The sequence below is a fragment of the Variovorax boronicumulans NBRC 103145 genome, assembly GCF_001591345.1.
Classification (GTDB): Bacteria; Pseudomonadota; Gammaproteobacteria; order Burkholderiales; family Burkholderiaceae_C; genus Variovorax; species Variovorax boronicumulans.
Window position 1 is genome coordinate 1 of sequence record NZ_BCUS01000090.1, and the last position, 25,806, is coordinate 25,806.

The window sequence follows — 25,806 nt, forward strand, 5'->3', positions numbered from 1 at the left end:
GGATGCGCGAGAGCAGGCCCCGCTTGTGCTGCGCGGCCTCGCCGCCGGCGCTGGCCCCCGAGGGGCGCGGCGCGCGGGCTTCCTCCGACCAGGTCAGCGCGCCTTCTTCCTCCAGCAGGCCGAGGAAGGTGCTGCACTCCTGCACGTCGATGCGGCCCAGCACGCTCAGGCTTTCGGCCGACTGCGCGCTCTTGGACAGTGCCGCCGCCAGCCGCACGTAGATCGGATGGCGCTGCAGGGTCACCTGCGAGGGCCAGCGGATCAGCGAGGCCCGCGCGCGGATGGAACGCACCATGGCGCGCGCCGCGTCGCCCGAGGCCCCGCTGGGCGCGACCTGGTTGAGCAGCGCGACCAGCTCTTCCGCGTAGATGGGACGCGCCAGCGTGCGACGCGCGGGCGCGGCGGCCACGGCCTCGCCGCGCGCCACCATCGGCACCACGAAGCGCGCGGCCGGCGTCTGCCGCTCGGCGGCCGGCGCATCGCCGTCCACCAACAACAGGTCGCAGGGCTGCGACTCGCTGACCGTCCACAACGACCGGAGATTGGAGCTGAGGCGAACGATGATCCGCAGGAGCTCGACCTCGACCTGAGGGAGCCCCATGACGCCCAAAACCAATGGCATACCTTCTTCCCTGACCAATTGCTTTTAATAGTTCCTTATTGTTATATGTGTTAACTAATTGATGCGTGATGTATCGAATCGATGCCCAAATTTGGACGTGCACCGAGAAGTAACGCACACGATGGGAGCGCCGGGCCGGCGTCGCGGCCCTTCGCTAGACCTCTGGGACACTGGGCCCCCATGAATCCCCAAGAAACCGGCCCACGGGCCCTGTCGCACCTGCACACCCTGGGCCTGCTGACCGACGCGGAACACGCGCAGGCGCTCGCGCACCCCGACCTGCCCAACACGCCGCTGCGCACCCCGAGCGAAGCGCTGGGCTGGGCGGCCGCCAAGGGCATCGTGGCGCCGGAGGCACTGCCCGGCCTGCGCGCCCGCGCCGCCCCCGGCGCGGAAGACGAGGCGCACCGCACCGTGGCGAATGCGGTGGCCATGGTCAGCGGCCAGGCGCCGGCCTGGGTGCTGCTCGAGATCAGCCTCATGGCGAACCGCCTGGAAGACGGCGTGACCGAGAGCGCCCTCGATCAACTGCAGGCGCTGCAGTTGATCGATCCCGCGCAACACGCACAGGCCCTCAGCCTGCTGCCCGCACAGGAACCCGAATGGGCGGCGCCCGCCTCGCCGGCCGCCACGCTGGCCTGGGCCGTGCGCACCGGCGTGCTGACGCCGGCGCAGCTGCAGGCGCTTGCATCGCCGATGTCCGCGGTCTCGCCGGAAGGCCGGCAGGTCGTGGCCGATGCGCTCGTCCGCACGGAACGCAGCAGCGGCGGGCGCACGAAGACCGTGCGCACCCACAGCGTGACGTGGAGTTCCACTGGCGCCTCCGGCTCGCCCCGCGCCGGCAAGGTGATCGCTGTCGTGGCCGTGGTGGCCGTCGCGCTCTACCTCCTGTTCGCCCGGTAGGCAGCAAGGGGCCCCGATAGCGACCGCCTAAAATGCTCGCCCACCGCTTCCCGCCGGGCGGCAAAGACACAAGGACCCCGAATGAACTCTCTACGCCGTGCCCTGGCCCTCGGCCTCGCTGCCGCCACGCTCGCCTTCGGTGCCCAGGCCCAGAACCGCGAACTCACCGTGGCCTCCAGCGCCACCTACGCGCCGTTTGCCTTCGAGAACAAGGACAAGCAGATCGTCGGCTTCGACATCGACATCATCAACGCCATCGCCAAGCAGCAGGGCCTGAAGATCAAGATCGTCAACACGCCCTTCACCGGCATCTTCGGCGCGCTGAACAACGGCGACGTCGACCTGGTGATCTCGGGCGTCACCATCAACGAGAAGCGCAAGCAGAGCTACGACTTCACGCCGCCGTACTTCGCGGCCCGCCAACTCATCGCGCTGCCGAAGAACAGCACCGTGGCCTCGCTGAAGGACCTCACGGGCAAGAAGATCGCCGTGGTCAGCGCCTCCACCGCCGACGACATCGCCTCGCGCGAGTTCGGCAAGACCAGCCCCAACATCCGCCGCTTCGAGAGCACGCCGCTCATCATTTCCGAGCTGGCCGGCGGCGGCGTCGATGCCGCCATGGGCGACAACGGCGTGATCGCCTACCGCGTGGCGCAGCACCCCGAGCTGAAGACGCTGGACGACAAGTCCTTCCCCGAAGAAGGCTTCGGCATCGTCGTGAAGAAGGGCGACAAGGCGCTGCTGGACAAGCTCAGCGCCGGCCTGGCGGCCATCCGCGCCGACGGCAGCTACGTGACGATCTACAAGAAGTGGTTCAACAAGGACCCGAACGTGCGCTGAGCCGCACGGCATTTTCCTGAACACGGCCGCCCTCACGCGGCCGTTTCGTTTTTCCGCTGACCGACAGATAGACAGAGAGTTGAGGACGCAAGCATGGAACAACCAGTGCTGCTTTTCGGATGGTTCCGCTGGGACATCCTCGTGGAATACAAGGACCTGTTCTGGCAGGGCGCCTGGATGACGCTGCGCATGACCGTGGTCTGCGTGCTGCTGGGCGCGAGCTGGGGCCTGTGCCTGGCGCTGGCGCGGCTGGCACAGGCGCGCCATGCGCCGTGGACCTGGCTCACGCGCGTGTTCCTGCGCTGGCCCGCCACGGTGTACGTGAGCTTCTTCCGGGGCACGCCGCTGTTCGTGCAGATCCTGCTCATCCACTTCGCGGTGATGCCGGTGTTCATCCACCCGAGCACCGGGCTGCTCATCGACGGCGAGCTCGCGCGCACGCTCAAGCAGGAGCATGGCGCCCTCATCTCCGGCGTGGTCGCGCTCACGCTGAACTCGGCGGCCTACATCTCCGAAGTGTTCCGCGCCGGCATCCAGTCGATCTCGCGCGGGCAGTTCGACGCCGGCCGCTCGCTGGGCCTGAGCCCCGCGCAGGTGATGCGCTACGTGGTGCTGCCGCAGGCCTTTCGCCGCATGCTGCCGCCGCTGGGCAACAACGCCATCGCGCTGCTCAAGGACACCTCGCTGGTGTCGGCCATCGGCCTGGCCGAGCTGGCCTACGCCGCGCGCACCGTGGCCGGCGCCTATGCGCGCTACTGGGAGCCGTACCTGGCGATCTCGGTGGTGTACTGGGTGATGACGCTGGTGCTGACCACCTTGCTGCGCCGCCTCGAACACCGTCTCGCCCGCAGCGACAGAGGTTAAGCACACCGCCTCGCGCCACAATAGCGCGACATGCCGCCCATATCCCCCGAAGAGACACCCCTCCCGCCGGCCAAGCCGCAGCCCTCGAACCTCGCGGCGCTCGAGCCGCTGAAGCTCCCCGTGTTCCGCATGCTGTGGAGCACTTGGCTCATCGCCAACATCTGCATGTGGATGAACGATGTGGCGGCGGCGTGGATGATGACCTCGCTGACCACCTCGCCGATCTGGGTGGCGCTGGTGCAGTCGGCCTCCACCCTGCCGGTGTTCCTGCTCGGCCTTCCGAGCGGCGCGCTGGCCGACATCCTCGATCGCCGGCGCTGGCTGGTGGCCACGCAGTTCTGGCTGGCCGGCACGGCCGTGGTGCTGTGCGCCGCCATCGCGCTCGACGTGATGACCGCGCCGCTGCTGCTGGCGCTCACCTTCGCCAACGGCATCGGGCTGGCGCTGCGCTGGCCGGTGTTCTCGGCCATCGTGCCCGAGCTGGTGCCGCGCCAACAACTGCCGGCGGCGCTGGGCCTGAACGGCATCGCCATGAACGCCTCGCGCATCGTCGGCCCGCTCACGGCCGGCATGCTGATCGCCAGCGCGGGCAGCGTCTGGGTGTTCGCGCTCAACGCGGTGCTGTCGGTGGCCTCGGGCTTCGTGGTGCTGCGCTGGCGCCGCGAGCACACGCCCAACCCGCTGGGGCGCGAGAAGCTCATCAGCGCGATGCGCGTGGGCGTGCAGTTCGTGCGCCAGTCGCAGCGCATGCGCGCGGTGCTCACGCGCGTGTCGCTGTTCTTCTTCCATTCGACGGCGCTGCTGGCGCTGCTGCCGCTGCTGGCACGCAACCTCCAGGGCGGCGGCGCCGGCACCTTCACGCTGCTGCTGGCCGCCATGGGCACGGGCGCGATCATCGCGGTGCTCTTCCTGCCGCGGCTGCGCCAGGCGCTGGGGCGCGACCAGCTGGTGCTGCGCGGCGCCATGCTGCAGTCGGCCGCCACGGCCGTGATGGCCGTGGCGCCCAACGCCTGGGTCGCGGTGCCGGCGATGTTCTTCGGCGGCATGGCGTGGATCACGGTGGCCAACTCGCTGTCGGTGTCGGCCCAGCTGGCGCTGCCCGACTGGGTGCGCGCGCGCGGCATGTCGACCTACCAGATGGCGATCATGGGCGCGAGCGCGATCGGCGCGGCGCTGTGGGGCCAGGTGGCCACCGTCACGTCGCTGAAGCTGAGCCTGGCCATCGCCGCCGTGAGCGGCACGCTGCTGATGCTGGCGGCCATGCGCTGGGTGACCGACGTGAGCGGCGAGGACGACGTGCGCCCCGCCCAAGCCGGCTGGGCCACCGGCCCGCCGGCCGAGGCGCCGCAGGAAGACGGCCGCGTGGTGATCACGGTCGAGTACCTGATCGACCCGTCGCGCGCCGCGGCCTTCCACCTCGTGATGCAGCAGACCCGGCGCGCGCGCCTGGGCCAGGGCGCCATCGGCTGGGAGCTGCTGCACGACATCGCGCAGCCCGAGCGCTACGTGGAGCAGATCGTGGACGAGTCGTGGACCGACCACCTGCGCCGCTTCAACCGCGCCACCGCCGCCGACATGGCGCTGCGCGAGCGCCGGCTGGCCTTCCACCTGGGCGAGTCGCCGCCGGTGATCACGCGCTTCGTGGTGCGGCGCTGAGCAGGGCCGTCAGCGGAAGAACGCCAGCCGCGCGAGGAAGGTGTGGTCGGCCTCCGCCGCCATCAGCCCGACCAGCACCAAAAGGCACAGCGGCGGCAGCAGGATCGCGTAGACCAGCGCCATCCGCTCCCACGCCATGTGCATGAAGACCGCGACGATGAGCCCGGCCTTGAGCAGCATGAAGACGATGATCAGGCCCCAGCGCAGGTAGCTCTGCACATGGAAGTAGTCGACCATGTACGACATCGCGCTGAGCACGAACAGGAGCCCCCAGATCTTCAGGTACAGGCCGATCGGGTGCTGCTGGCCAGTGGTGGCGTGGGTGGTGTTCATGATGATGGTCCTCACCAGAGATAGAACAGCGCGAAGATGAAGACCCACACCAGGTCGACGAAGTGCCAGTACAGGCCCACGATCTCGACCACCTGGTAGTTGCCGGCCTTGTCGTAGTCGCCGCGAATGAGCTTGAAGGCCACCGCGAACAGCAGCACCACGCCGGCCGACACGTGCAGCCCGTGGAAGCCGGTGATCATGAAGAAGGCCGCGCCGAACTGCGCCGCGCCCATCGGGTTGCCCCAGGGCCGCACGCCCTCCTCGAGGATCAGCTTGGACCACTCGAAGGCCTGCATGCCCACGAAGAGTTCGCCGAAGGTGGCGGTCACGAGCATCAGCGTAGCGGCGTTCACGCGGTCGCCGCGGTAGGCGAAGTTGACCGCCATCGCCATCGTGCCGCTGCTGCTGATGAGCACGAAGGTCATGATCGCGATCAGCAAAAGCGGCACGTCGGCCCCGCCCACGTGCAGCGCGAACACCTCGCTCGGGTTCGGCCAGGCCACGGTGGTCGAGACGCGCACCGTCATGTAGCCCGTGAGGAAGCAGCTGAAGATGAAGATGTCGCTCAGCAGGAAGATCCACATCATGGCCTTGCCCCACGAGACGTGGAAGGCCTGGCGGTCGGACGACCAGTCGGCCACCAGCCCGCGCCAGCCGCTCATGGCGACGGCAGTGGAGCCGGTGAGGGTTGCGGTGCTGGAGTTCATGCGAAGCCTCCTCACGCCGTGCCGCAGAGGACGCGCGCCACCTCCGGCGTCACCCACCCCAGCAGCGCGAACAGCGCCAGCCACACGGCCAGCATGAAGTGCCAGTAGCGCGCGCACAGCGCGATGCGCCATCCGGCGCGGGCGGGGTCGGCCCACGCGACACGCGCCGCCATCGCCCACCCGACCAGTCCGCCCGCCAGGTGCAGCCCGTGCATGGCGGTCAGCAGGTAGAAGAAGCTGCCCGACGGGTTGCCCGCCGGCAGCACCTGCGCGTGCGCCATCGCGGCCCAGGCCCACAGCTGCACGCCGAGGAAGCCCGCGGCGCACAGGCCGCCGGCCAGCAGCAGGCGGCGCATGCGCGCCGGGTCCACGCGGCGCGAGGCGGCTTCCAGCGCCACGCTGCCCGCCACCAGCAGCGCCGAGCTGAGCCACAGCTGCCACGGCAGCGCGAGCGCGACCGCGTCGCCGCTGCTCATGCGCATCACGTAGGCCACGGTGAACAGGGAGAACAGCGCGGTGACCACGCCCATGAAGACCCACAGGCCGATGCCGGCGGCGCTCGCGTGCGCGTCGCGCAGCCGCACGTCGCGGGGCAGGCCGCGCAGGCGCAGGGCGGCGTCCGCGTTCATGCCGGTGCTCCGCGCGCGCCGCTCACCGGCACGTCGTCCTTGTCGTCGCTCGCCTGCGGCGGTGCGTTCTGCGCGATGAAGTCTTCCGCCACGCCCGGCACGCCGTAGGCGTAGGCCCAGCGGTAGGCCACGGGCAGCCGCGGCCCCCAGTTGCCGTGGCCGGGCGGCGTCTCGGGCGTCTGCCATTCGAGCGAGGCGGCGCGCCACGGGTTGGCGCCGGCCGGCCGGCCGCGCCAGGCGCTCCAGGCCAGGTTGACGATGAAGAGCAGCTGCGCCGCGCCGACCACCAGTGCGACCACGGTGATGAATTCATTCAGGCTGAAAGCCGACGGCGGAATGAACTTGTAGCCGTCGAAGTTGTAGTAACGCCGCGGCATGCCCAGCACACCCAGGTAGTGCATCGGGAAATAGATCGCGTAGGTGCCCAGGAAGGTGATCCAGAAATGCAGCCGGCCGATCCGGTCGTCCAGCATGCGCCCGGTGATCTTGGGAAACCAGTGGTAGAGGCCGCCGAACACCACCAACAGCGGCGCCACGCCCATCACCATGTGGAAGTGCGCCACCACGAAGTAGGTGCCCGACAGCGGAATGTCCACGCTCACGTTGCCCAGGAAGAGGCCCGTGAGCCCGCCGATGACGAAGGTGCACACGAAGGCCAGCGCGAACAGCATCGGCACCGACAGGTGGATGTCGCCGCGCCACAGCGTGAGCAGCCAGTTGTAGACCTTGATCGCCGTGGGCACCGCGATGACCAGCGTGGTGGTGGCGAAGAAGAAGCCGAAGTACGGGTTCATGCCGCTCACGAACATGTGGTGCGCCCACACCACCACGCTGAGCCCGCCGATGGCCACGATGGCCCACACCATCGTGCGGTAGCCGAAGATGCGCTTGCGCGCGTGCACGCTGATGAGGTCTGACACGATGCCGAAGGCCGGCAGCGCCACGATGTAGACCTCGGGGTGCCCGAAGAACCAGAACAGGTGCTGGAACAGCAGCGGGCTGCCGCCCTTGTGGCCCGACAGCTGCCCCATCGACACCAGCGCCGGCATGAAGAAGCTGGTGCCCACCGTGCGGTCCAGCAGCAGCATCACGCCGCTGACGAACAGCGCCGGAAAACCCAGCAGCGCCAGCACCGTGGCCACGAAGATGCCCCACACCGTGAGCGGCATGCGCAGCAGCGTCATGCCCCGGCAGCGCGCCTGCAGCACGGTGGTCGCGTAGTTCAGGCCGCCCATGGTGGTGGCCACGATGAAGATCAGCAGCGACACCAGCATCAGCACGATGCCGCCGCCGTGGCCCGGCGTGCCGGGCAGGATCGACTGCGGCGGGTACAGCGTCCAGCCCGCGCCCGTGGGGCCGCCCGCGACGAAGAAGCTGGCCATCAGCACCACCACCGACAGCAGGTAGACCCAGAAGCTCAGCATGTTGAGGTAGGGGAACACCATGTCGCGCGCCCCCACCATGAGCGGGATCAGGTAGTTGCCGAAGCCGCCCAGGAACAGCGCCGTGAGCAGGTAGATCACCATGATCATCCCGTGCATGGTCACGAACTGGTAGTAGCGCTCGGCGTTGATGAACTCGAACTGGCCCGGAAAGCCCAGCTGCAGCCGCATGAGGTTGGACAGCACCAGCCCGACCACGCCCACCGCGATGGCGGTGCAGGCGTACTGCACGGCGATCACCTTGTGGTCCTGGCTCCAGACGTAGCGGCGCAGGAAGCCCTGCGGCGCCGGGTGACCGCCATCGTCGTGTTCGTCGTCGGCGGGGGTGAGCACAGCAGCGTCGGTCATCGCGCGGCCTTCTGTTCGGTGGCAGCCTGCGCCGGCGGGCTGCCCAGACTCTGGATGTAGGCCACCAGCGCGGCCAGTTCCTCGTCGCTCAGGTCGATCTTCGGCATCACCGGCGGGAAGCCCTTCACGTGGCGCGCCTGCGGGTCGCGGATGAAGCTGCGCAGATAAGCCTCATCGACCAGCGCCGTGCTGCCGTCGGCCATCGACTCGTTCTTGCCGTACAGGCCCTTCCAGGTCGGCCCCACGCGTGTGCTGCCGTCGATGGTGTGGCAGGCCACGCAGCCCTTGGTGTCGGCCAGCGCGCGGCCCTGGTCGACGCGGCCGCCACCGCCGGCCGGTGCCTGGGCAGCCTGCGCCGCCTGGGCCGCTTGCGCCAGCTGCATCGCGCCGAAGGTCGGCAGCGCCGTGCGCCAGGCGTCGTAGGCCGCCGCGTCCTCCACCACCACGAAGCCGCGCATGTTCGGATGGCCCACGCCGCACAGCTGCGCGCACAGCGCCTCGTAGCGGCCCGCGACGGTGGGCGTGAACCAGAAGCGGCTGACCTGCCCCGGCACGATGTTCATGCGGGCGCGGATGGGCGGCACGAAGAAGTCGTGCAGCACGTCGTGGGAGCGCATCAGCACCAGCACCGGCTGGCCGATCGGCAGGTGTACCTCGTCGCCGGGGACCAGCAGGTCGTCCAGCCCCGCCGCGTCGGCCGGGTCGAGCCCGAAGGGGTTGGCGGCGGTGACGAAGCGCGCGTCGGTCGCGCCCAGCTTGCCGTCCGCGCCCGGCAGGCGAAAGCGCCACTGCCACTGCTGGCCCAGCACCTCGAGCACGCGCGCGTCATGCGGCGTGCGCACGTAGTTCGCGTACACCACGAGGCCGGGCGCCAGCAGCGCCATGATGCCGACGGTGGTGCCGCCGATGAGCCAGCGCTCCAGCGTGCGGCTCTCGGGCGCATGCGGCGCCACGCGGCGCCCCTCGCGGTGGCGAAAGCGCACCACGGTGTAGGCGAGGAACAGGTTGATGACGACGAAGAACAGGCCCGTGATGAGCAGCGTGATGGTCAGCGTGTCGTCCATGCGCTGCCAGTTGGAGGCCAGCGGCGTCGTCCACCACGGGTTGACGGCGTGGAACGCCACCGAGGCCACCACGATGAGCAACAGGACGACGGCGATGGTCATGTGCTGCGCTCCCTGGGGTGGCCATCGTGGGTTCCGGGAGTCGCATGCGCGGCGGCTTCAGCGGATCGCCGGGATCCGCGGCTCTTCGCCCTCGAAGCGGGCCTCGGGGTGCGTGGCCTCCAGCATCGCCTCGACCTCGCGCACGCGCGACGGCGGCAGGTCGACCATCAACAGGACCTGGCCCTGTGCGATGGCGCTTTCGAAGCGCGCCAGCCGCGGGCTCGGGATCGACACGCCGACCATGGTGGCCGACCAGGCGCCCACCACGCCGCCCAGCAGCGCCAGGCCCACGGCCACGGCCCATTCGGGCTCGTCGCCGAACACAGGGAACAGCAGCGCGGCCAGCAGCCCGACGACCACGCCGCAGGCGGTGCCGAGCACCCAGCCGGTCTTGGCGGCGTGAACGAGGTCGGAGGTCTGCCAGACGTTGGCCGCATGGAGCCCGGCCATGTCCTGGCCTTCGCGTGCGGCGAAATGCAGGTGCGCGATGTCGACACGCGCCTGCAGCAGATCGTGCATCGCCTGCCTGGCACTCGCCAGGTCCGGCAACAGCCAATAGATGCGTCTTTTCACGGCGCCTCCTTTCCGTCTTGCGACGAGCAAGAGACCATGCTTGAGTTATAGGCTCAAGAAGGGCTGCATTCAAGTCGGCGCGCCATCGGGACCGACCCGGTGAGTACGGAAGTTCGTCGGTTTCCAGAAGGGCAATTGCACTGAATAATCCGCCGCTCCAGGCCCCCACGGCCTCATGAAAAACAAGAAGGAGCAGACGACATGCGCATGGAGCGAGGCCCCCGGTTTTCCCACTTTTCTCGGTTTTCTTTTCCCCGCCGTCATCCGGCATCCCCCCTTCCCTGGCTCGCGGCCGCCCTTGCAGGGCTCGCAGGCGGCGCCGCGCACGCGGCCTGCGGCCCCACCGCCACGCCGGTCACCGGCGACATCGTGGTCTGCGACGGCACCACGACCGTATCGCCCAGCGTGATCGCCACGCCGGGCAGCACCGGCGTCACCATCACCGTGAACAGCGGCGCCACGCTGACCACCAACGCCACGCAGGCGCTGCTGGTGCGCGATGCGAGCACCATCACCAACAACGGCACCATCACGGTGTCGGGCGGCTCGGGCTCGGCGCGCGCGGCGATGGTCGCCACGGGCAACGACAACACGCTGACCAACAACGGCAGCCTGCGCACCACGAGCAGCGGCACCTCCGGCATCCTGGTGACGTCGAACAGCAGCACGCGCACCCTCATCACCAACAACGGCAGCATCGTCACCACGGGCGGCAGCTCGCACGGTATCTCTTTGCTGGGCCCGGGCAACACGGTGATCAACAACGGCAGCATCTCGGCCATCGGCAGCTCGGCCAAGGGCGTGTACCTGCAGGGCGGCAACCTCGTGGCCAACCTGCTGGTGAACACCGGCAGCATCGCCACCACGGGCGCCAACTCGCCGTCGGGCGGCGCCGACGCGGTGCATGCGAACACGCTCGGCGGCACTTTCTTCTCGCGCGTGGAGAACCGGGCCGGCGCCTCGTTCTCGAGCGCCAACGGCTACGGCTACCGCGGCCAGAACGGCAACGACGTGCTGGTCAACGCCGGCACCATCGAAGGCCACGGCGGCACCGCCAGCACCGACGCGATCTACATGGGCGCGCTCGGCAACGGCACGCTGATATTGCAGACCGGCTCGGTCATCAAGGGCGGCGCCGACGGCGGCGTCGGCAAGACGGCCAGCACCTTTCTCGAAGGCAGCGGCACGGTCGACAACGCCTTCCGCAACTTCCAGCACCTGACGATGCGCGGCACCGCGTGGTCGTGGCAGACCGACGCGAGCTTCTCGGATTCGATCCGCGTCGAGTCCGGCCGCTTCACCCTGCCCGCCACGCTGACCAGCCCGGTCATCGCGGTGTTGCCCGGCACCACCGTGGCCGGCACCGGCACCTTCGCGGGCAACGTCACGAACCAGGGCACGCTGCTGCCCGGCCCGAACGACGGCGTCGGTTTCGGCGCCTTCACGGTGCGCGGCAACTACGTGGGCGGCAGCGGCGCACTGCTGCAGGTCAACACCGTGCTGGCGGGCGACAACGCGCCCTCGGACAAGCTGGTGATCGACGGCGGTGCGGCCACGGGGTCCACCGGCCTGCGCGTGGTGAACCGTGGCGGCCTGGGCGCGCCCACGCTGGCCGACGGCATCCTGGTGGTGCAGGCCGTCAACGGCGGCACCACGGCCGACCACGCGTTCTCGCTGACCCAGGCGGTGGAGGCCGGTGCCTACAACTACCGGCTGTTCCGCGGCGGCGCGACAGGCAGCCACCGCGACAACTGGTACCTGCGCAACAACGGCTACCTCGTGGGCGGCACCGTGGTGGGCTCGCTGGAGGAAGCCGCCGAGGTGATCGCCGAGACAGGCTCGCCGGCGACGGTGGAACAGGTCAAGCTCTACCGGCCCGAGGTGCCGCTGTACAGCGCCCTGCCGATCGCCGTGCGCCGCCTCGGGCTGGCGCAGCTGGGCACCTTCCACGACCGGCAGGGCGACCCGCAGTTGCTTGCGGACGGTGAAGGCCGGCAGGCCTCGTGGGGCCGCGTGTTCGGCGAAAGCACGCGCCAGCGCCTGCGCGGCGATGCCAATCCGCAGTTCGACGGCAGCGTCAGCGGCCTGCAGCTGGGCCACGACTTCCTGGCGGCCACCGACGGCGCGGGCGGGCGCCACCGCGTCGGCGTGCTGGGCGGCTACACGCGGGCCAGCGGCCACGCGAGCGGCGTCGCCGGCGGCGCCACCAACGAGGCGGCCGGCCGGCTCACCGTCGAGGGCTACAGCCTGGGCGCCTACTGGACCCGCATCGCGAGCAGCGGCTGGTACACCGACGCCGTGCTGCTGGCCACGCGCTACAAGGCCGATGCGCGCTCCACCTTGGGGCGCGGCGGCCGCCCGCACGGCACCAGCGTGACCGCATCGCTCGAGGCCGGCTACCCGCTGGCACTGAGCGACACCGTCACGCTGCAGCCGCAGGTGCAGCTGATCTGGCAGCGCAGTTCGCTCGACGACTTCGACGACGGCCTCTCGACCGTGCGCTTCCAGCGCGACAACGCCGTCACCGGCCGGCTGGGCGCGCGGCTCGAAGGCCGCTTCGAGGCAGGCGGCAGCGTCTGGAAGCCTTACCTGAAGCTCAACCTGTGGCACACCTTCAGCGGCAGCAACGCCCTCTACTTCGGGCCGAGCGACCGGGTCGCCAACCGCCGCAACGCAAGCGCGCTCGAAGTGGGCGGCGGCATCGTCGGGCAGGTGAACAAGACGCTGTCGGTCTACGGCGGCCTGGCCTACACCAGCGCCATCGGCATCACCGAGCAGACCGGCGTGCAGGGCCAGCTGGGGCTGCGCATGCGCTGGTGACCCCGGGGCGACGGGCGCCCGGACGGCTCGACTTTTGACCGTCCGTGCAAATTTGATGGCATGCGGTTTGCTTGATAAAGATCAACGGGTATCCACGGATAGCCAGTCTTTTTTGACCGTATGGATAATTTAGCCCATCATCCCGTCCGCCCGCCACGAGGTACACCCCGATGAATCACCCCCCCTTGCGCAGCCGCTTCTGGTCCGACCTGACCAGTGAAGAGTTCTCCCGCCTCGACCGCGAACGGCTGATCGCCGTGCTGCCGGTGGGGGCGACCGAACAGCACGGCCCCCATTTGCCGATGTCGACCGACACCGCCACCATCGACGGCATGGTGCGCGCCAGCCTGCCCTACCTGCCCGACGACCTGCCGGTGCTGTTCCTGCCCACCGTGCCCTACGGCAAGAGCAACGAGCACTCGCGCTACCCGGGCACGCTCACGGTGTCGGCCAACACGCTGATCTCGCTGTGGAAAGACGTCGGCGCCTGCGTCGCCAAGGCCGGCGTGCGCAAGCTGGTGCTCTACAACAGCCACGGCGGCCAGATGAGCGTCATGGACATCGTGGCGCGCGACCTGCGCGAAGAGCACGACATGATGGTCGTGGCCGCCAACTGGTACACGCTGGGCCTGCCCGAGGGCCTGTTCACCGCGCACGAAGGCAAGCACGGCATCCACGCCGGCGACCTCGAAAGCTCGGTGATGCTGCACCTCACGCCCGACTACGTGCGCAAGGATCAGTTCCAGAACTTCGGCTCCATGACCGAGCAGCTGGCGGCCGAGAACAAGTTCCTGTCGATCACGCCCAGCGGCAAGCTCGGCTGGCAGATGCACGACATCAACCCGGCCGGCGCCGCCGGCGATGCCACGCGCGCCAGCGCCGAGAAGGGCGCGGCGGTGCTCGACCACGTGGGCCAACGCTTCGTCGAGCTGCTGCACGAGATCGACCGCTTCCCGCTCTCGCGCCTGGCCAACGTTCCGGCCTGGCGCTGACGCCAAGGAGTCCCATGGAAAGCACCACGCCATCCACGCCGCCCCTGGTCCGCCTGCGCAACGTCGGCAAGCGTTTTGCCAACGGCACGCTCGCCCTGCAGGGCATGACGCTCGACATCGGCGAGCACGACTTCGTCAGCTTCCTGGGCCCCTCGGGCTGCGGCAAGAGCACCGCGCTGCGGCTGATCGCCGGGCTCACGCGCATCAGCTCGGGCGACATGCAGTGGTCGGGCGCCAACACCGGCAGCGCCAAGGACAGCAAGAGCGACCGCGACCTGGGCTTCGTGTTCCAGGAGCCCACGCTCATGCCCTGGACCAAGGTGTTCGACAACGTCTGGCTGCCGCTCAAGCTCGCGGGCATGAGCCGCGACGAAGCCGCGCCGGTGGTGCAGCACGTGCTGGAACTGGTCGGCCTCTCGCGCTTTGCCGACGTGTACCCGCGCGAGCTCTCGGGCGGCATGAAGATGCGCGTGTCGATCGCGCGCGCGCTGGTCACGCACCCGCGCCTGCTGCTCATGGACGAGCCCTTTGCCGCGCTCGACGAAATGACGCGCATCAAGCTCAACAACGACCTGCTGGCCATCTGGCGCGAGCACCGCTTCTCGATCGTGTTCGTCACGCACAGCGTGTACGAGTCGGTCTACCTGTCGAACCGCATCGTCGTGATGGCGGCGCGCCCGGGCCGCGTGATCGACGAGATCGCCATCGACGAGCCCTACCCGCGCGGCGAAGCCTTCCGCACCTCCAGCCGCTACAACGCGCATTGCACGGCTGTTTCGCAATCTCTGCACGGAGCGCTCCATGGCCTCGACATCGACCATTGAAACCGTGATGCCCCTCGACACCACCAACGAAGCCACGCCGTCCGCCGAGACGCTGCGCGCGCACGAAGACAAGCTGCGCCGGCGCGAGGCCACGCTGCGCATCGTCGTGCCGGTCGTCATCGTCGCGGCGCTGCTGCTGGTGTGGGAATGGATGGTGCGTGCCAACGACATCCCGCACTACATCCTGCCGGCGCCCTCGCTCATCCTGCGCACGCTGTTCGACAACTGGGGGTCGCTCTCGGGCGCGCTGTGGTTCACGGTGAAGCTCACGCTGCTGGCGCTGGGCGCCGCCATCGTCGGCGGCGTGCTGCTGGCGATTGCCTTCGCGCTGTTCAAGTGGGTGGAGATCGGCCTGTTCCCGATCGCCGTGATCCTGCAGGTGACGCCGATCATCGCGATCGCGCCGCTGATCCTGATCTACGTGTCGAGCACCACCGCGGCGCTGTTGCTGTGCGCGTGGATCGTGGCCTTCTTCCCGATTCTGTCGAACACCGTCATCGGGCTGAAGAGCGCCGACAGCAACCTGCGCGACCTGTTCCAGCTGTACAAGGCCTCGCCCTGGCAGACCTTCCGCTACCTGCTGGCGCCCAGCGCGCTGCCGTACTTCATGGCGGGCCTGAAGATCGCCGGCGGCCTGAGCCTGATCGGCGCGGTGGTGGCCGAGTTCACGGCCGGCACGGCGGGCAAGGAAACGGGGCTGGCCTCGCGCATCCTCGAGTCGAGCTTCCGCACCGAGATCCCGATGATGTTCGCGGCGCTGCTGCTGGTGTCCTTGCTGGGCATCGTGATCTTCATCGTGTTCGCCGCCCTGTCGCGCCTCGTGCTCGGCCACTGGCATGAAAGCGAAATGCGCCGTGAACGCTAGAACCCCGCTGTCCACCGTCGACTGGGACGCCGTGCGCGAGGACCTGCGCGGCCTGAACGTGATCGCCACGCCCAGCCAGCGCAAGCAGCTGTCGAAGGACTTCTACTGGTACAGCCCGATCCTCACGGCGCAGCTCGCGGGCTGCGTGGCCGACCTCGTGGTCAAGGTCAGCACCGAGGACGACGTGCGCCAGGCCGCGGCCGTGGCCGCGAAGTGGAAGCTGCCGCTCACCGTGCGCGCGGGCGGCACCGGCAACTACGGCCAGTGCGTGCCGCTCGAAGGCGGGCTCGTGCTCGACGTGACGCAGATGTGCCGCGTGCTCGACCTGGCCGACGGCCGCATCCGTGTCGAGGCCGGCGCGCGCATGCACGACATCGACCTGGCCGCGCGCGAGACCGGGCAGGCGCTGCGCATGTGGCCCTCGACCTGGCACGTGGCCAGCATCGGCGGCTTCATCGCGGGCGGCTTCGGCGGCATCGGCTCGTTCCGACACGGCATCCTGCGCGACCCCGGCAACCTGCTGCGCGCGCGCGTGATGACGGTGGAGCGCGAGCCGCGCGTCATCGAGCTGGTGGGCGACGAGATCCAGCAGGTGCACCATGCCTACGGCACCAACGGCGTGATCCTCGACGTGGAAGTGGCGCTGAGCCCGGCGGTCGACTGGGTGCACTGCACGGCGCTGTTCGACACCTACCGCGGCGCGCTCGACTTCGGCATTGCCGCGCAGGCGCCCTCGCTGGACATCTTCCTGCTGTCGACCGTGGAGGCGCGCTTCTCGCCCTACTACACGGCCATGGGCGATCGCTTTCCGTCCGACCGGCACGCGGTGTTCACCATGGTCTCGCCCGACTCGATGGCCGAGTTCCGCGCGCTCGCGGCGGCGCACGGCGGCACCCTGTCGGTGGCCGGCACCGAGGCCGAACTGCAGGCCGAGGGCCTGCCGCCGGCCTACGAGTGCGCCTTCAACCACACGACGCTGCAGGCGCTGAAGGCCGACCGCAGCTGGACCTACCTGCAGGTGGCCTACGCCCAGCCCTTCGACCCGGCCGTGGTCGAGCGCCACATGCAGATCTTCGGCGACGACGTGCTGCAGCACCAGGACTTCGCGCGCGCCAACGGTCAGTGCGGCACCTTCGGCATCCTGCTCGTGCGCTGGAAGGGTGAGGCCCACCAGTACGAGGTGATGCGCGAGATCGAGTCGCAAGGCGGCGCGCAGATCTTCAACCCGCACGTCTTCACCATCGAGGACGGCGGCATGAAGACCATCGACACGCAGCAGATCGAGTTCAAGAAGCGCAGCGACCCGATGGGCCTGATGAACCCCGGCAAGACGCGCGGCTGGACGCCCGACATGGCCGTCGAGCGCTGAGAAAAACATTTAGTCTTCGCATCCCGTCCCCACCCCAACCTCCACAGGAGTCCGTCCCCATGCGCATCCCCGCTTTCTCTCTTCGGCCGCTGGCCTTCGGCCTGGCCCTCGCAGGCGCCGCCTTCTCCGCACAGGCCCAGGACAAAGTGGTGTTCGCCACCAACTGGAAGGCGCAGGCCGGCCACGGCGGCTTCTACCAGGCGCTGGTGGACGGCACCTACAAGAAGTACGGGCTCGACGTGGAAATCATGCAGGGCGGCCCGATGGTCAACAACCGACCCATGCTGCCGGCCGGCAAGGTCGACTTTTTGATGACCGGCAACCTGCTGCAGTCGTTCGACAACGTGAAGAACGGCGTGCCCACCGTGGTGGTCGCGGCCATCTTCCAGAAAGACCCGCAGGCCATGTTCGCCCACCCGGGCCAGGGCTACGACACCTTCAAGGACATGACCAAGGCGCCCGTGGCCTTCATCGGCAAGGACGGCCAGTTCAGCTTCTGGCAGTGGATGAAGTCGGAGCACGGCTTCAAGGACGCGCAGCTCAAGCCCTACACCTTCAACGTGGGCCCGTTCCTGGCCGACAAGAAATCCATCCAGCAGGGCTACGCCATCTCGGAGCCGCTGTCGATCAAGGCGCAGGCCGGCTTCGACCCGGTGGTGCACCTCTTGGCCGACCACGGCTTCTCGACCTACGCCACCACCATCGAGACCCGCGCCGACCTCATCAAGACCAAGCCCGAGACGGTGCGCAAGTTCATCGAGGCCTCGATCGTCGGCTGGAACAACTACCTCTACGGCGACAACAAGGCCGCCAACGAACTCATCGCCAAGACCAACCCCGACGCCACGCCGGCCGCGCTGCAGGGCTCCATCGACCTCATCAAGAAGATGGGCATCATCGACAGCGGCGACTCGCTCACCAAGGGCATCGGCGCCATGGACGAAGCACGCGTGAAGGACTTCTACGACAAGATGGTCAAGGCCGGCCTGTACAAGCCGGGCGAGATCGACCTGTCGAAGGTCGCGACCACGCAGTTCGTCAACAAGGGCGTCGGTGTCGACATCCGCAAGAAGCTCACCGGCAAGTAATTCGCTTCGTTTTTTCCCGTGGGTCGCGCGGGGCTTGCGCCGGGGTCAGATGCCGGCGCCTGGGTTGCCATAAGGCACGCGCGGCCTTTTATCCCTGGGCTCTGACCCCGTCTCGCCGAACAGGCGAACCGGCCCGAACCATGAAAACGCTCGTCGTCCATTGCCATCCGAACCCTGACAGCTTCAACCACGCGCTGTACCGCACCGCCCTCGAGGCCCTGACGCCGCGACATCCCGTCAAGGCCATCGACCTGTACGCCGAGGGCTTCGACCCGACGCTGACACGCGAAGAGCGCATCGCCTACCTCGACAACCCCGAACTGATCCGCGAACGCGTGAAACCCCACGTCGAAGCGCTGCTGTGGGCCGAGCACCTGGTGTTCGTGTACCCCACCTGGTTCCATGGACCGCCGTCCATGCTCAAGGGCTGGCTCGAGCGCGTGTGGCTGCCGGGCGTGGCTTTCCTGCCCGCCGAGCGCAAGGGACAACTCGCCAAGTCGGGCATGCGGCACATCCGCCGGTTGACGGTGGTGACCACGGGCGGTTCGCCGCGCTGGTTCGTGATGGCCATCGGCGACCCGGGGCGGCGGCTGTTCACGCGCGCGCTGCGGGCGCTGTTCGCGTGGCGCTGCAAGGTCACGTGGCTGCAGCTGCACGACATGAACGCCGTCACCGACCGCGACCGCACCCATTTCATCGCGCGCGTGGCGCGCACGCTGCACAACATCCAGTAGACAAGCAGGGAGACACACACCATGAGCCTCGAACGCACGCTGACCGTCCGTGTCGAACGCATCTCGCGGCAGACGCCGGAAATCCTGGCCTTCGAGCTGGCGCATCCGTGGGGCCGCGCACTGCCCGGCTACGAGGCCGGCGCGCACATCGACGTGCACATGCCCGGCGGCTTCTCGCGCCAGTACTCGCTGGCGCGCGCGCCCTCGGGCAGCGGCGGCTACGTGATCGGCGTGAAGCGCGAACACGCGAGCCGCGGCGGCTCGGCCTCGATGCACGAGCGCGTGCGCGAGGGCGACCTGATCGCGATCAGCGCACCGCGCAACACCTTCCCGCTGCGCGCCGAAGCCCGCCGCCACCTGCTGCTGGCCGGCGGCATCGGCATGACGCCGCTGCTGGCCATGGCGCAGGCGCTGGCCGCGCGCGGCGCCGACTTCACGCTGTGCGTGTTCGCGCGCAGCGAGGAGCACCTGGCCTTCGCCGAGGCGCTGCACGCGCCCGCGCTGGCGCCGCACCTGAAGCTGCACCTGGACCAGGGCGATGCGACGCAGCGCATCGACCTGCGCGCGCTGCTGGCCGAGCGCGCGCCCGACACGCACCTGTACGTGTGCGGCCCCGGCGGCTTCATGCAGGCGGTGCGCGAGGCCGCCGCGCACTGGCCCGAGGACGCGCTGCACACCGAGTACTTCGCCGCGCCCACCGGCACGGCCGCCGCCACCACGGGCCTGCCCTTCACGTTGAAGCTGGCGCGGCGCGGCATCGAAGTGCCGGTGGCGGCCGACCAGACCGCGGTCGACGCGCTGCACGAAGTGGGCATCGACATCCCCGTGTCGTGCCAGCAGGGCCTGTGCGGCACCTGCGTGGTCGAGGGCGACGGCGAAGGCGCCGAGCACCGCGACTTCTGCCTCACGGGCACCGAGCGGCGCACCAAGGTGGCACTGTGCTGCTCGCGCGCCAAGGGCCCCGACCTGGTGCTGCAGCTGTGAGCGTGACGGACACCGACAGCGAAGCACCCGCCACGCGCGGGCGTTCGCGCAAGTACACGCAGGTGCTGGGCCTCATCAACCAGGCCGCCATCGAGGTGTTCGCCAGCGAAGGGCTGGCCGGCGCCTCGACGCAGGCCATCGCCGACAAGGCCGGCCTGTCGAAGGCGCAGCTGCATTACTACATCGAGAGCAAGGAGGCGCTGTACCGCCAGGTGCTGCAGGACATCCTGACCGACTGGATCGTGGTGTTCGGCTTCAGCGACGAGGCCTTCGGCCCGCGCAAGGTGCTGGGCGACCTGATCCAGCGCAAGATGATGTTCTCGTTCGAGCACCCGCTGCGTTCGCGCATCTTCACCGCCGAAATGATGCGCGGCGCGCCCGTCATCAACAGCATGATGGACACGAGCAAGCAGCGCACCGACCAGGCCGCCGCCGTGATCCAGAACTGGATGAACCAGGGCCTGATGGACACCGCCGACCCGATGCTGGTGCTGTTCCACATCTGGGCCGTGACGCAGTTCTATGCCGACCACGCCACGCAGGCCGCCTACTACCGCAACACGGCGCAGCAGGGCGACGACAAGGACCGCCGCTACCTGATCGAGCAGGTGACGGAGTTCCTGCTCAAGGGCGCGGGCGTCAAGTAGCCGCGCGCTGCGGCAGGTACATGGTGGCTTCCACTTCCACCAGCACCTCGTCGCCCGGCAGGAAGCGCGACACCTCGACCACCGTGCTCACCGGCGGCTCGCCCGGATAGAACAGGCCGCGCACGCGGTTGTAGAAGGCGTAGTGCGGCAGGTGACGGAAGTACTGCACCAGCTTCACCACGTCTTCCATGGTGCCGCCGTGCTCGGCGGCGATCTGGCGGATGCGCTCCAGCACGAACCAGCTCTGCGCCACGATGGGCGCCTCGAAGATGTCGACCGACATCTGGCCCGTGGCGTAGCCCACGCCTTGCAGCGCGGTGCGGGCTTCTTCGGGAATGGCGTCGTAGCCGGCCACCGCGCGGCGCGTGGCCGGGTCGACGGCGACCACGCCGCTCATGAAGACGAAATCGCCGACGCGCTTGGCGGCGGCATAGTTGGCCATCGGCTTGCCCATGCTCATGGTGTGTTCTCCAGTGCCCGGCCTGCGCGGTAGACGGTGCGTTGCCGTCCGCGCGGGCCGATGAGTTCGTGTTCGTCGGTGGCGGCCAGCACCACCAGGTCGGCCGGGCAGCCCGGCGCGATGCGGCCGTCCCACGCGAGCCCCAGCGCCTTGGCGGGGTTCACGGTGATGGTGTCGAGCCAGTCGGCGGCGGGCGCCAGGTGCGCCATCTGCACGCCCAGGCCGAAGGTCTCGAGCAGATCGTAGCTGCCGTAGGGATAGAAGGCGTCCTGCACGTTGTCGGTGGCCAGGCTGGCGCGCAGGCCGTGCGCCGCGGCCTCGCGGATGCGCGTGATGCCGCGCGCCACAGGCGTGCGGTCCCACGCGCCCTGCAGGTAGAGGTTGGTGGTCGGCAGCGCGACGAGGTGCAGTCCGGCGCCGGCGCACAGCGTGAGCGTTTCTGCGGCCACGGCATCGTCCTGCACCGAGAGCGAGCAGGCGTGGCCGCAGACCACGCGGCCCTTGAAGTCGCGCGCGCGCACCAGCTGCGCGATGCTGCGCAGGCCGTTGGCGTCGGTGTCCAGGCCTTCGTCGACATGGAAGTCGAGCCCCAGCCCGTGCTGCTGCGCGAGGTCGAACACGCGGCCCAGCTTGGCGAAGAGGCCGTCGTTGCGGTAGATGAAAGCGCCCAGCGAACCGCCCGCGCGTTTCACCTCGCGCGCGATGCGCTCGCCGGCGGCAAGGTCGGCGAACACGTCGAGCGGCACGAGCGCGACGAACTGCAGCTCGATGCGGCCGGCCCATTCCTCGCGCAGCGCCTCGAACACGGCCAGCGCGGCCGGTGGCTCGGGCTCGACCCAGTCGAGGTGCGTGCGCAGCGCGCGCGTGCCGGCACGCCAGGCCTCGTGCAGCGCGCGCTCCATGCGCAGGCGCAGCGAGGCGCCGGTCCAGCTCGCGCGGTGGCGGCCCATGCGCTCGATGGCGGTGAACAGGTCGCCCTGCGCGGCGCCGACGTCCTGCACGGTGAAGTTCTTGTCGATGTGCGCGTGCGCCTCGACGAGCGCGCTCAGCAGCGTGCCGCGCGCCTGCGTCTGCGAGGCGCTGGGCGCGATGGCCGCGACCTTGTCGCCGTCGATCGTGACGTCGAAGACCTGCGCATCGCCCGCTGCAGCGAAGCCCCGCAGCGGCGCCGGAATGCGCAGCGCTTCGAGCGTCGTGGTCGTCATGCGCGCTGGCGCCAGTCGCGCAGCCAGCCCAGGCCGGCCGAGGTGCCGCCGGGCTCCATGCCGCGGCGCGGGCGGTACTCGCAACCGACCCAGCCTTGCCAGCCGCACTGCGCCGAAACCTCGTCGATCACGCCGAAGAGGTAGTCGTAGTTCTGCTCGCCCACATCGGGCTCGTGGCGCTCGGGCACGCCCGCGATCTGCAGGTGGCCGACGCGGCCGGTCGGCAGGTACTGGCGCAGCTTCATCGCCACGTCGCCCTCGACGATCTGGCAGTGGTACAGGTCCATCTGCACCTTGAGGTTGGCGGCGCCCACGGCCTCGACGATCTGGTGCGCGTGGTCCTGCCGGTTGAGGAAGAAGCGCGGAATGTCGCGCGTGTTGATCGGCTCGATCAGCACATCACGCCCGGCCTTCGCGGCCTCGGCCGCGGCCCAGCGCAGGTTCCCGACATAGACGGCCTCTGCCGCCTCGCGCGTGAGGCCTTCGGGCACGAGGCCGGCCATCACGTGGATGCGCGGGCAGTCGAGCGCCACGGCGTAGTCGATGGCCTTGGCGATGCCTTCGCGGAACTCGCCCTCGCGCCCCAGCAGGCAGGCCAGGCCACGTTCGCCGCCGGCCCAGTCGCCGGGCGGGCCGTTGAACAGCACCTGCTGCAGGCCGTTGTGCTTCAGGCGCGCGACGATGTCTTCCTTGCTGAAGTCGTAGGGAAAGAGGTACTCGACGGCCTGGAAGCCGTCTTTCGCGGCGGCGTCGAAGCGGTCGAGAAATGCGAGCTCCGGGTAGAGCATCGAGAGGTTGGCGGCGAATTGGGGCATGGGGTGTTTGTACTACCAGCGCGCACCGAAAGTGCGGCGCAGTTCATCGATCTGGTCGGGGGTGAGCGGTGCGGGCCGGGTGGCCTGCGTGAGCATCTGCAGGCGGGCGGTTTCTTCGAGCTCTTCGAGCACGGCCATGGCGGCGGCCGGCGTCTCGTGCCAGACGTTGGGGCCCAGGCGCGCGAGCATCGCCGCGCGGATCGGCGTGCCGGCCGCGCCGTAGCGCGCGATGGTCTGCGCCACCTGTTCGGCCGCCTCGGGCGCACCGGGGCGGTGGTACGGGATGACCGGCACATGGCCGACCTTCATCACGAAGTAGGGCGTGAGCGCGGGCAGCAGTTCGGCTTGCGGGTTGCCCAGGGTCAGGGCCACGCAGTGCGTGCTGTGCGTGTGGATCACGCAGGCCGTGGCGGCATCGAAGCCGCGCGCGGCGGCGTAGATGCGCGTGTGCAGCGCGATGGTCTTGCTGGCGCGGTCGCCGCCGGTCTGCTGGCCCTGCGCATCGAGCCGTGCGAGCCGCGCGGGGTCGAGAAAGCCCAGGCAGGCGTCGGTCGGCGTGATGAGGAAACCGTCGTCCAGCCGCACGCTGATGTTGCCGGCCGTGGCATGCACGTAGCCGCGCTCGAACAGGCTGCGGCCGACGCGGCAGATTTCGTCGCGGGCTTCGTTCTCGGTCATGCGAGCACTGTAAAAGCTTTGGTGAAGAAATCGTCGCTGCCGAAGTTGCCCGACTTCAGCGTGATGTGCAGCCCGGCTTCGGGCGCGGCATCGGAGCGCGCATGGCACCACGGCACGCCGGGGTCGATCTGCGGACCGATCTGCATCTGCGCGATGCCCAGCGCCTGCACGCAGGCACCCGAGGTCTCGCCGCCGGCCACCACCAGCTGGTGCACGCCGCGCTCGACCAGGCCGCGCGCAATGGCGGCGATGGTGCGTTCGACCATGGCGCCGGCTTCCTCCACGCCGAGCCGTCCCTGCACCGACTTCACCGCGCCGGCTTCGGCGGTCGAGTAGACGAGCACAGAACCCTTGTCGATCAGCGGTGCGGCCCAGGCCAGCACTTCGGCTGCCACGTCCACGCCTGCCGCGATGCGCAGCGGGTCGATGGCCATGGCCGCGCCGCCGCGCTGGATGAAGTCGAGCACCTGCCGATTGGTGGCCAGCGAGCAGCTGCCCGAGACCACCGCCGTCTTGCCGCCGGCCTTCGGCAGCGCGCTGGCCTGCGACGACGGCGCGAGGCCGAAGTTGGCCGGCAGGCCGATGGCCACGCCCGAGCCAGCGGTGAGCAGCGGCAGCTTGGCGAGGGCCGGGCCCATGCGCAGCAGGTCGTCGTTCGAGACCGCGTCGACGATGGCGATCGACACGCCCTCGGCCTTCAGCTGCGCGATGCGTTCTTCGATGGCGGCTGCGCCGCGTGCGACCACCGCGTGGTCGATGAGGCCCACCTTGCGCGTGCACTGCGCCTGCAGCACGCGCACGAGGTTCGGGTCGGTCATCGGCGTGAGTGGATGGTTCTGCATGCCGCTCTCGTTGAGCAGCACATCGCCCGCAAACAGGTAGCCCTTGAACACGGTGCGCTTGTTGTCGGGGAAGGCGGGCGTGGCGATGGTGAAGTCGCATTGCAGCGCGTCCATCAGCGCCTCGGTCACGGGGCCGATGTTGCCCCTGACCTCGCCGGTGAAGGTGCTGTCGAAGGTCGAGCAGTACTTGAAGTAGATCTGCTGCGCGCCCTGCGCCTGCAGCCAGCGCAGCGCGTCGAGCGACTGGGCGATGGCCTCGGCCGGCGCGATGGTGCGCGACTTGAGCGCGACCACGACCGCATCCACGTCGGCATCGAGCGGGCCGGCGGGCACGCCGATGGTCTGCACCACGCGCATGCCGGCGCGCACGAGGTTGTTGGCCAGGTCGGTGGCGCCGGTGAAGTCGTCGGCGATGCAGCCGAGCACGAGCTTCGCCATCGCTCAGCCCTTCAGCGCCAGCGTGACCGCCTGCGCGTTCTCGCGCACGTAGTCGCGCAGGATGGCGTCGAAGCTGGCGTCGGCCTTCAGGCCCAGCGCCTCGGCGCGCGCGGCGTGGATGCGGCTGGGCCAGCTGGTGACGATCTTCGCGATGGCGGCGTCGGGTTCCCAGTCGATGAGGGCGGTGGCCTCGGTGCCGGCGATGCGCTCGAGCGCCTGCGCCATCTCGCGCACGGTGGTGGTCAGCGCGGGCAGGTTGACCGCGGTGCGCGCACCCCATTCGGCGGCGCCGGCGGTGGCCGCGCGCACGATGCCGGCGACGGTGTTGCCGGGCGAGGCCAGCGCGACCGGCGTCTCGGGCGCCACGGGGCAGCGTGCGCGCACGCCGGCCAGCGGCTCGCGCAGCATGCCGCTCAGGAAGCTGGAGGCCGCGCCGTTCGGGCGGCCCGGGCGCACCGACACCGTCATGAGCCGCACGTTGCGGCCCTGCACGAAGCCCTTGCGCGTGTAGTCGGCCACCAGCTGCTCGCCGATGAATTTCTGGATGCCGTAGCTGTTCTGCGGCGTGGGCAGCGTGGTGTCTTCGATCACCGCGGGCAGGCGCTGCTCGGGCGAATCGCCGAAGACGGCGACGGAGCTGGAGAACACGAACACCGGCGCATGGCCCGCGCTGCGGCAGGCGTCGAGCAGGGCGCGCGTGGTGTCCAGGTTGCTGCGCATGCCAAGGTCGAAGTCGGCCTCGCACTCGCCGCTCACCGCGGCGGCGAGGTGGAACACGGCGTCGGTGTCGGCCAGCGGCAATGCGCCGTTGGCGGCCTGCTCGTAGAGGTCGCCCTGCACGAACTGGATGCGCGCGTCGGCCGCGAGGTCGGCGGGCGGCGGCACGCGGTCTGCCAGCGTGATGCGTGCGATGTCTTTGGCCGGGCCGCCGGCCAGTGCGAGCGGGCCGCCGGCGAGCAGGG

General features: G+C 69.5%; 26 protein-coding genes. 13 read left to right on the forward strand and 13 right to left on the reverse strand.

Annotation, left to right across the window (positions count from 1 at the left end; translation table 11 throughout):
* The coding region (locus VBO01S_RS22505; protein ID WP_157627428.1) for a hypothetical protein at window positions 1–601 on the reverse strand (601 nt) is incomplete at its 3' end.
* Between the two features lie 201 nt (window positions 602–802).
* Here VBO01S_RS22505 and VBO01S_RS22510 point away from each other — a divergent pair.
* The 4 genes from VBO01S_RS22510 (at window position 803) to VBO01S_RS22525 (ending at window position 4,885) form a co-directional block, all read left to right on the forward strand.
* Window positions 803–1,525 carry a hypothetical protein gene (locus VBO01S_RS22510; protein WP_062479617.1) on the forward strand — a complete coding sequence of 241 codons (723 nt, stop codon included), beginning with the start codon at window positions 803–805 and terminating at the stop codon, window positions 1,523–1,525.
* 81 nt (window positions 1,526–1,606) lie between these two features.
* Complete coding sequence (locus tag VBO01S_RS22515; protein ID WP_062479619.1) at window positions 1,607–2,365, forward strand: basic amino acid ABC transporter substrate-binding protein; 759 nt, start codon at window positions 1,607–1,609, stop codon at window positions 2,363–2,365.
* A gap of 93 nt (window positions 2,366–2,458) precedes the next feature.
* The gene (locus VBO01S_RS22520; protein WP_062479621.1) at window positions 2,459–3,229 is read left to right on the forward strand and encodes an amino acid ABC transporter permease; all 771 of its coding nucleotides are present in this window, start codon (window positions 2,459–2,461) and stop codon (window positions 3,227–3,229) included.
* Between the two features lie 30 nt (window positions 3,230–3,259).
* Window positions 3,260–4,885 (forward strand): MFS transporter, encoded by a 1,626-nt coding sequence (locus VBO01S_RS22525; RefSeq protein WP_062479623.1) that lies wholly within the window; start codon window positions 3,260–3,262, stop codon window positions 4,883–4,885.
* A gap of 9 nt (window positions 4,886–4,894) precedes the next feature.
* Here the strand turns inward: VBO01S_RS22525 and VBO01S_RS22530 are convergent, their stop codons facing one another.
* The 6 genes from VBO01S_RS22530 to VBO01S_RS22555 are packed head-to-tail and all read right to left on the reverse strand — an operon-like array spanning window position 4,895 to window position 10,083.
* Entirely contained in the window at window positions 4,895–5,218 is a 324-nt protein-coding gene (locus VBO01S_RS22530) for a cytochrome C oxidase subunit IV family protein (protein WP_062479625.1), read from the reverse strand.
* A gap of 11 nt (window positions 5,219–5,229) precedes the next feature.
* Window positions 5,230–5,925: a heme-copper oxidase subunit III family protein gene (locus tag VBO01S_RS22535; RefSeq protein ID WP_062479627.1), complete on the reverse strand. Its 696-nt coding sequence runs from the start codon at window positions 5,923–5,925 to the stop codon at window positions 5,230–5,232.
* Between the two features lie 11 nt (window positions 5,926–5,936).
* Complete coding sequence (locus VBO01S_RS22540; RefSeq protein WP_062479629.1) at window positions 5,937–6,554, reverse strand: cytochrome c oxidase subunit 3 family protein; 618 nt, start codon at window positions 6,552–6,554, stop codon at window positions 5,937–5,939.
* The gene (locus VBO01S_RS22545; protein WP_062479631.1) at window positions 6,551–8,344 is read right to left on the reverse strand and encodes a cytochrome c oxidase subunit I; all 1,794 of its coding nucleotides are present in this window, start codon (window positions 8,342–8,344) and stop codon (window positions 6,551–6,553) included. Before VBO01S_RS22545 ends, VBO01S_RS22540 begins: the two co-directional genes overlap by 4 nt.
* On the reverse strand, window positions 8,341–9,510 hold the full coding sequence (locus tag VBO01S_RS22550; RefSeq protein ID WP_062479633.1) for a cytochrome c oxidase subunit II: 1,170 nt from the start codon (window positions 9,508–9,510) through the stop codon (window positions 8,341–8,343). Before VBO01S_RS22550 ends, VBO01S_RS22545 begins: the two co-directional genes overlap by 4 nt.
* A gap of 57 nt (window positions 9,511–9,567) precedes the next feature.
* Window positions 9,568–10,083: a hypothetical protein gene (locus tag VBO01S_RS22555; protein WP_062479635.1), complete on the reverse strand. Its 516-nt coding sequence runs from the start codon at window positions 10,081–10,083 to the stop codon at window positions 9,568–9,570.
* A gap of 201 nt (window positions 10,084–10,284) precedes the next feature.
* Between VBO01S_RS22555 and VBO01S_RS22560 the strand changes: the two genes are divergently transcribed.
* The 9 genes from VBO01S_RS22560 to VBO01S_RS22600 all read left to right on the forward strand — a co-directional run bounded on the left by VBO01S_RS22560 (window position 10,285) and on the right by VBO01S_RS22600 (window position 20,406).
* Entirely contained in the window at window positions 10,285–12,903 is a 2,619-nt protein-coding gene (locus tag VBO01S_RS22560; RefSeq protein WP_255221169.1) for an autotransporter family protein, read from the forward strand.
* Window positions 12,904–13,073: 170 nt separating this feature from the next.
* Window positions 13,074–13,895: a creatininase family protein gene (locus VBO01S_RS22565; RefSeq protein WP_062479637.1), complete on the forward strand. Its 822-nt coding sequence runs from the start codon at window positions 13,074–13,076 to the stop codon at window positions 13,893–13,895.
* Window positions 13,896–13,909: 14 nt separating this feature from the next.
* On the forward strand, window positions 13,910–14,719 hold the full coding sequence (locus tag VBO01S_RS22570) for an ABC transporter ATP-binding protein (protein ID WP_062479639.1): 810 nt from the start codon (window positions 13,910–13,912) through the stop codon (window positions 14,717–14,719).
* Window positions 14,697–15,584, forward strand: a complete 888-nt coding sequence (locus tag VBO01S_RS22575) for an ABC transporter permease (RefSeq protein ID WP_174250296.1) — start codon at window positions 14,697–14,699, stop codon at window positions 15,582–15,584. Before VBO01S_RS22570 ends, VBO01S_RS22575 begins: the two co-directional genes overlap by 23 nt.
* Window positions 15,556–16,953: an FAD-binding oxidoreductase gene (locus VBO01S_RS22580; protein WP_082818236.1), complete on the forward strand. Its 1,398-nt coding sequence runs from the start codon at window positions 15,556–15,558 to the stop codon at window positions 16,951–16,953. The genes VBO01S_RS22575 and VBO01S_RS22580 overlap by 29 nt, the downstream gene beginning before the upstream one ends.
* Before the next feature lie 59 nt (window positions 16,954–17,012).
* A complete protein-coding gene (locus VBO01S_RS22585) occupies window positions 17,013–18,041 on the forward strand; it encodes an ABC transporter substrate-binding protein (RefSeq protein WP_062479645.1) in 1,029 nt (342 codons plus the stop codon).
* Window positions 18,042–18,181: 140 nt separating this feature from the next.
* On the forward strand, window positions 18,182–18,775 hold the full coding sequence (locus tag VBO01S_RS22590) for an NAD(P)H-dependent oxidoreductase (RefSeq protein ID WP_062479647.1): 594 nt from the start codon (window positions 18,182–18,184) through the stop codon (window positions 18,773–18,775).
* 21 nt (window positions 18,776–18,796) lie between these two features.
* The gene (locus VBO01S_RS22595; protein ID WP_062479649.1) at window positions 18,797–19,759 is read left to right on the forward strand and encodes a PDR/VanB family oxidoreductase; all 963 of its coding nucleotides are present in this window, start codon (window positions 18,797–18,799) and stop codon (window positions 19,757–19,759) included.
* Window positions 19,756–20,406, forward strand: a complete 651-nt coding sequence (locus tag VBO01S_RS22600; protein WP_062479651.1) for a TetR family transcriptional regulator C-terminal domain-containing protein — start codon at window positions 19,756–19,758, stop codon at window positions 20,404–20,406. The genes VBO01S_RS22595 and VBO01S_RS22600 overlap by 4 nt, the downstream gene beginning before the upstream one ends.
* On the opposite strand, the gene VBO01S_RS22605 is transcribed toward VBO01S_RS22600, so the two are convergent.
* Genes VBO01S_RS22605 through denD form a run of 6 tightly spaced genes read right to left on the reverse strand, consistent with a single transcriptional unit; the run spans window position 20,399 to window position 25,804 of the window.
* On the reverse strand, window positions 20,399–20,866 hold the full coding sequence (locus VBO01S_RS22605; RefSeq protein WP_062479653.1) for a RidA family protein: 468 nt from the start codon (window positions 20,864–20,866) through the stop codon (window positions 20,399–20,401). The genes VBO01S_RS22600 and VBO01S_RS22605 overlap by 8 nt on opposite strands.
* A complete protein-coding gene (locus VBO01S_RS22610; protein WP_062479654.1) occupies window positions 20,863–22,071 on the reverse strand; it encodes an amidohydrolase family protein in 1,209 nt (402 codons plus the stop codon). Before VBO01S_RS22610 ends, VBO01S_RS22605 begins: the two co-directional genes overlap by 4 nt.
* A complete protein-coding gene (gene otnI, locus VBO01S_RS22615) occupies window positions 22,068–22,886 on the reverse strand; it encodes a 2-oxo-tetronate isomerase (protein ID WP_062479656.1) in 819 nt (272 codons plus the stop codon). Before otnI ends, VBO01S_RS22610 begins: the two co-directional genes overlap by 4 nt.
* A 12-nt stretch (window positions 22,887–22,898) precedes the next feature.
* Entirely contained in the window at window positions 22,899–23,564 is a 666-nt protein-coding gene (locus VBO01S_RS22620) for a class II aldolase/adducin family protein (RefSeq protein ID WP_062479658.1), read from the reverse strand.
* Window positions 23,561–24,844, reverse strand: a complete 1,284-nt coding sequence (gene otnK / locus VBO01S_RS22625; protein ID WP_062479660.1) for a 3-oxo-tetronate kinase — start codon at window positions 24,842–24,844, stop codon at window positions 23,561–23,563. The genes VBO01S_RS22620 and otnK overlap by 4 nt, the downstream gene beginning before the upstream one ends.
* Window positions 24,845–24,847: 3 nt before the next feature.
* Complete coding sequence (gene denD / locus VBO01S_RS22630; protein WP_255221171.1) at window positions 24,848–25,804, reverse strand: D-erythronate dehydrogenase; 957 nt, start codon at window positions 25,802–25,804, stop codon at window positions 24,848–24,850.
* Between the last annotated feature and the right edge of the window lie 2 nt (window positions 25,805–25,806).

Excerpts from the sequence above, each read along its gene's own strand:
- VBO01S_RS22510 (WP_062479617.1), top strand. The coding sequence starts at position 803 with ATGAATCCCCAAGAAACCGGCCCACGGGCCCTGTCGCACCTGCACACC.
- VBO01S_RS22515 (WP_062479619.1), top strand. The coding sequence starts at position 1,607 with ATGAACTCTCTACGCCGTGCCCTGGCCCTCGGCCTCGCTGCCGCCACG.
- VBO01S_RS22520 (WP_062479621.1), top strand. The coding sequence starts at position 2,459 with ATGGAACAACCAGTGCTGCTTTTCGGATGGTTCCGCTGGGACATCCTC.
- VBO01S_RS22525 (WP_062479623.1), top strand. The coding sequence starts at position 3,260 with ATGCCGCCCATATCCCCCGAAGAGACACCCCTCCCGCCGGCCAAGCCG.
- VBO01S_RS22530 (WP_062479625.1), bottom strand. The coding sequence starts at position 5,218 with ATGAACACCACCCACGCCACCACTGGCCAGCAGCACCCGATCGGCCTG.
- VBO01S_RS22535 (WP_062479627.1), bottom strand. The coding sequence starts at position 5,925 with ATGAACTCCAGCACCGCAACCCTCACCGGCTCCACTGCCGTCGCCATG.
- VBO01S_RS22540 (WP_062479629.1), bottom strand. The coding sequence starts at position 6,554 with ATGAACGCGGACGCCGCCCTGCGCCTGCGCGGCCTGCCCCGCGACGTG.
- VBO01S_RS22545 (WP_062479631.1), bottom strand. The coding sequence starts at position 8,344 with ATGACCGACGCTGCTGTGCTCACCCCCGCCGACGACGAACACGACGAT.
- VBO01S_RS22550 (WP_062479633.1), bottom strand. The coding sequence starts at position 9,510 with ATGACCATCGCCGTCGTCCTGTTGCTCATCGTGGTGGCCTCGGTGGCG.
- VBO01S_RS22560 (WP_255221169.1), top strand. The coding sequence starts at position 10,285 with ATGCGCATGGAGCGAGGCCCCCGGTTTTCCCACTTTTCTCGGTTTTCT.
- VBO01S_RS22565 (WP_062479637.1), top strand. The coding sequence starts at position 13,074 with ATGAATCACCCCCCCTTGCGCAGCCGCTTCTGGTCCGACCTGACCAGT.
- VBO01S_RS22570 (WP_062479639.1), top strand. The coding sequence starts at position 13,910 with ATGGAAAGCACCACGCCATCCACGCCGCCCCTGGTCCGCCTGCGCAAC.
- VBO01S_RS22575 (WP_174250296.1), top strand. The coding sequence starts at position 14,697 with ATGGCCTCGACATCGACCATTGAAACCGTGATGCCCCTCGACACCACC.
- VBO01S_RS22580 (WP_082818236.1), top strand. The coding sequence starts at position 15,556 with ATGAAAGCGAAATGCGCCGTGAACGCTAGAACCCCGCTGTCCACCGTC.
- VBO01S_RS22585 (WP_062479645.1), top strand. The coding sequence starts at position 17,013 with ATGCGCATCCCCGCTTTCTCTCTTCGGCCGCTGGCCTTCGGCCTGGCC.
- VBO01S_RS22590 (WP_062479647.1), top strand. The coding sequence starts at position 18,182 with ATGAAAACGCTCGTCGTCCATTGCCATCCGAACCCTGACAGCTTCAAC.
- VBO01S_RS22595 (WP_062479649.1), top strand. The coding sequence starts at position 18,797 with ATGAGCCTCGAACGCACGCTGACCGTCCGTGTCGAACGCATCTCGCGG.
- VBO01S_RS22605 (WP_062479653.1), bottom strand. The coding sequence starts at position 20,866 with ATGAGCATGGGCAAGCCGATGGCCAACTATGCCGCCGCCAAGCGCGTC.
- VBO01S_RS22610 (WP_062479654.1), bottom strand. The coding sequence starts at position 22,071 with ATGACGACCACGACGCTCGAAGCGCTGCGCATTCCGGCGCCGCTGCGG.
- otnI (WP_062479656.1), bottom strand. The coding sequence starts at position 22,886 with ATGCCCCAATTCGCCGCCAACCTCTCGATGCTCTACCCGGAGCTCGCA.
- VBO01S_RS22620 (WP_062479658.1), bottom strand. The coding sequence starts at position 23,564 with ATGACCGAGAACGAAGCCCGCGACGAAATCTGCCGCGTCGGCCGCAGC.
- otnK (WP_062479660.1), bottom strand. The coding sequence starts at position 24,844 with ATGGCGAAGCTCGTGCTCGGCTGCATCGCCGACGACTTCACCGGCGCC.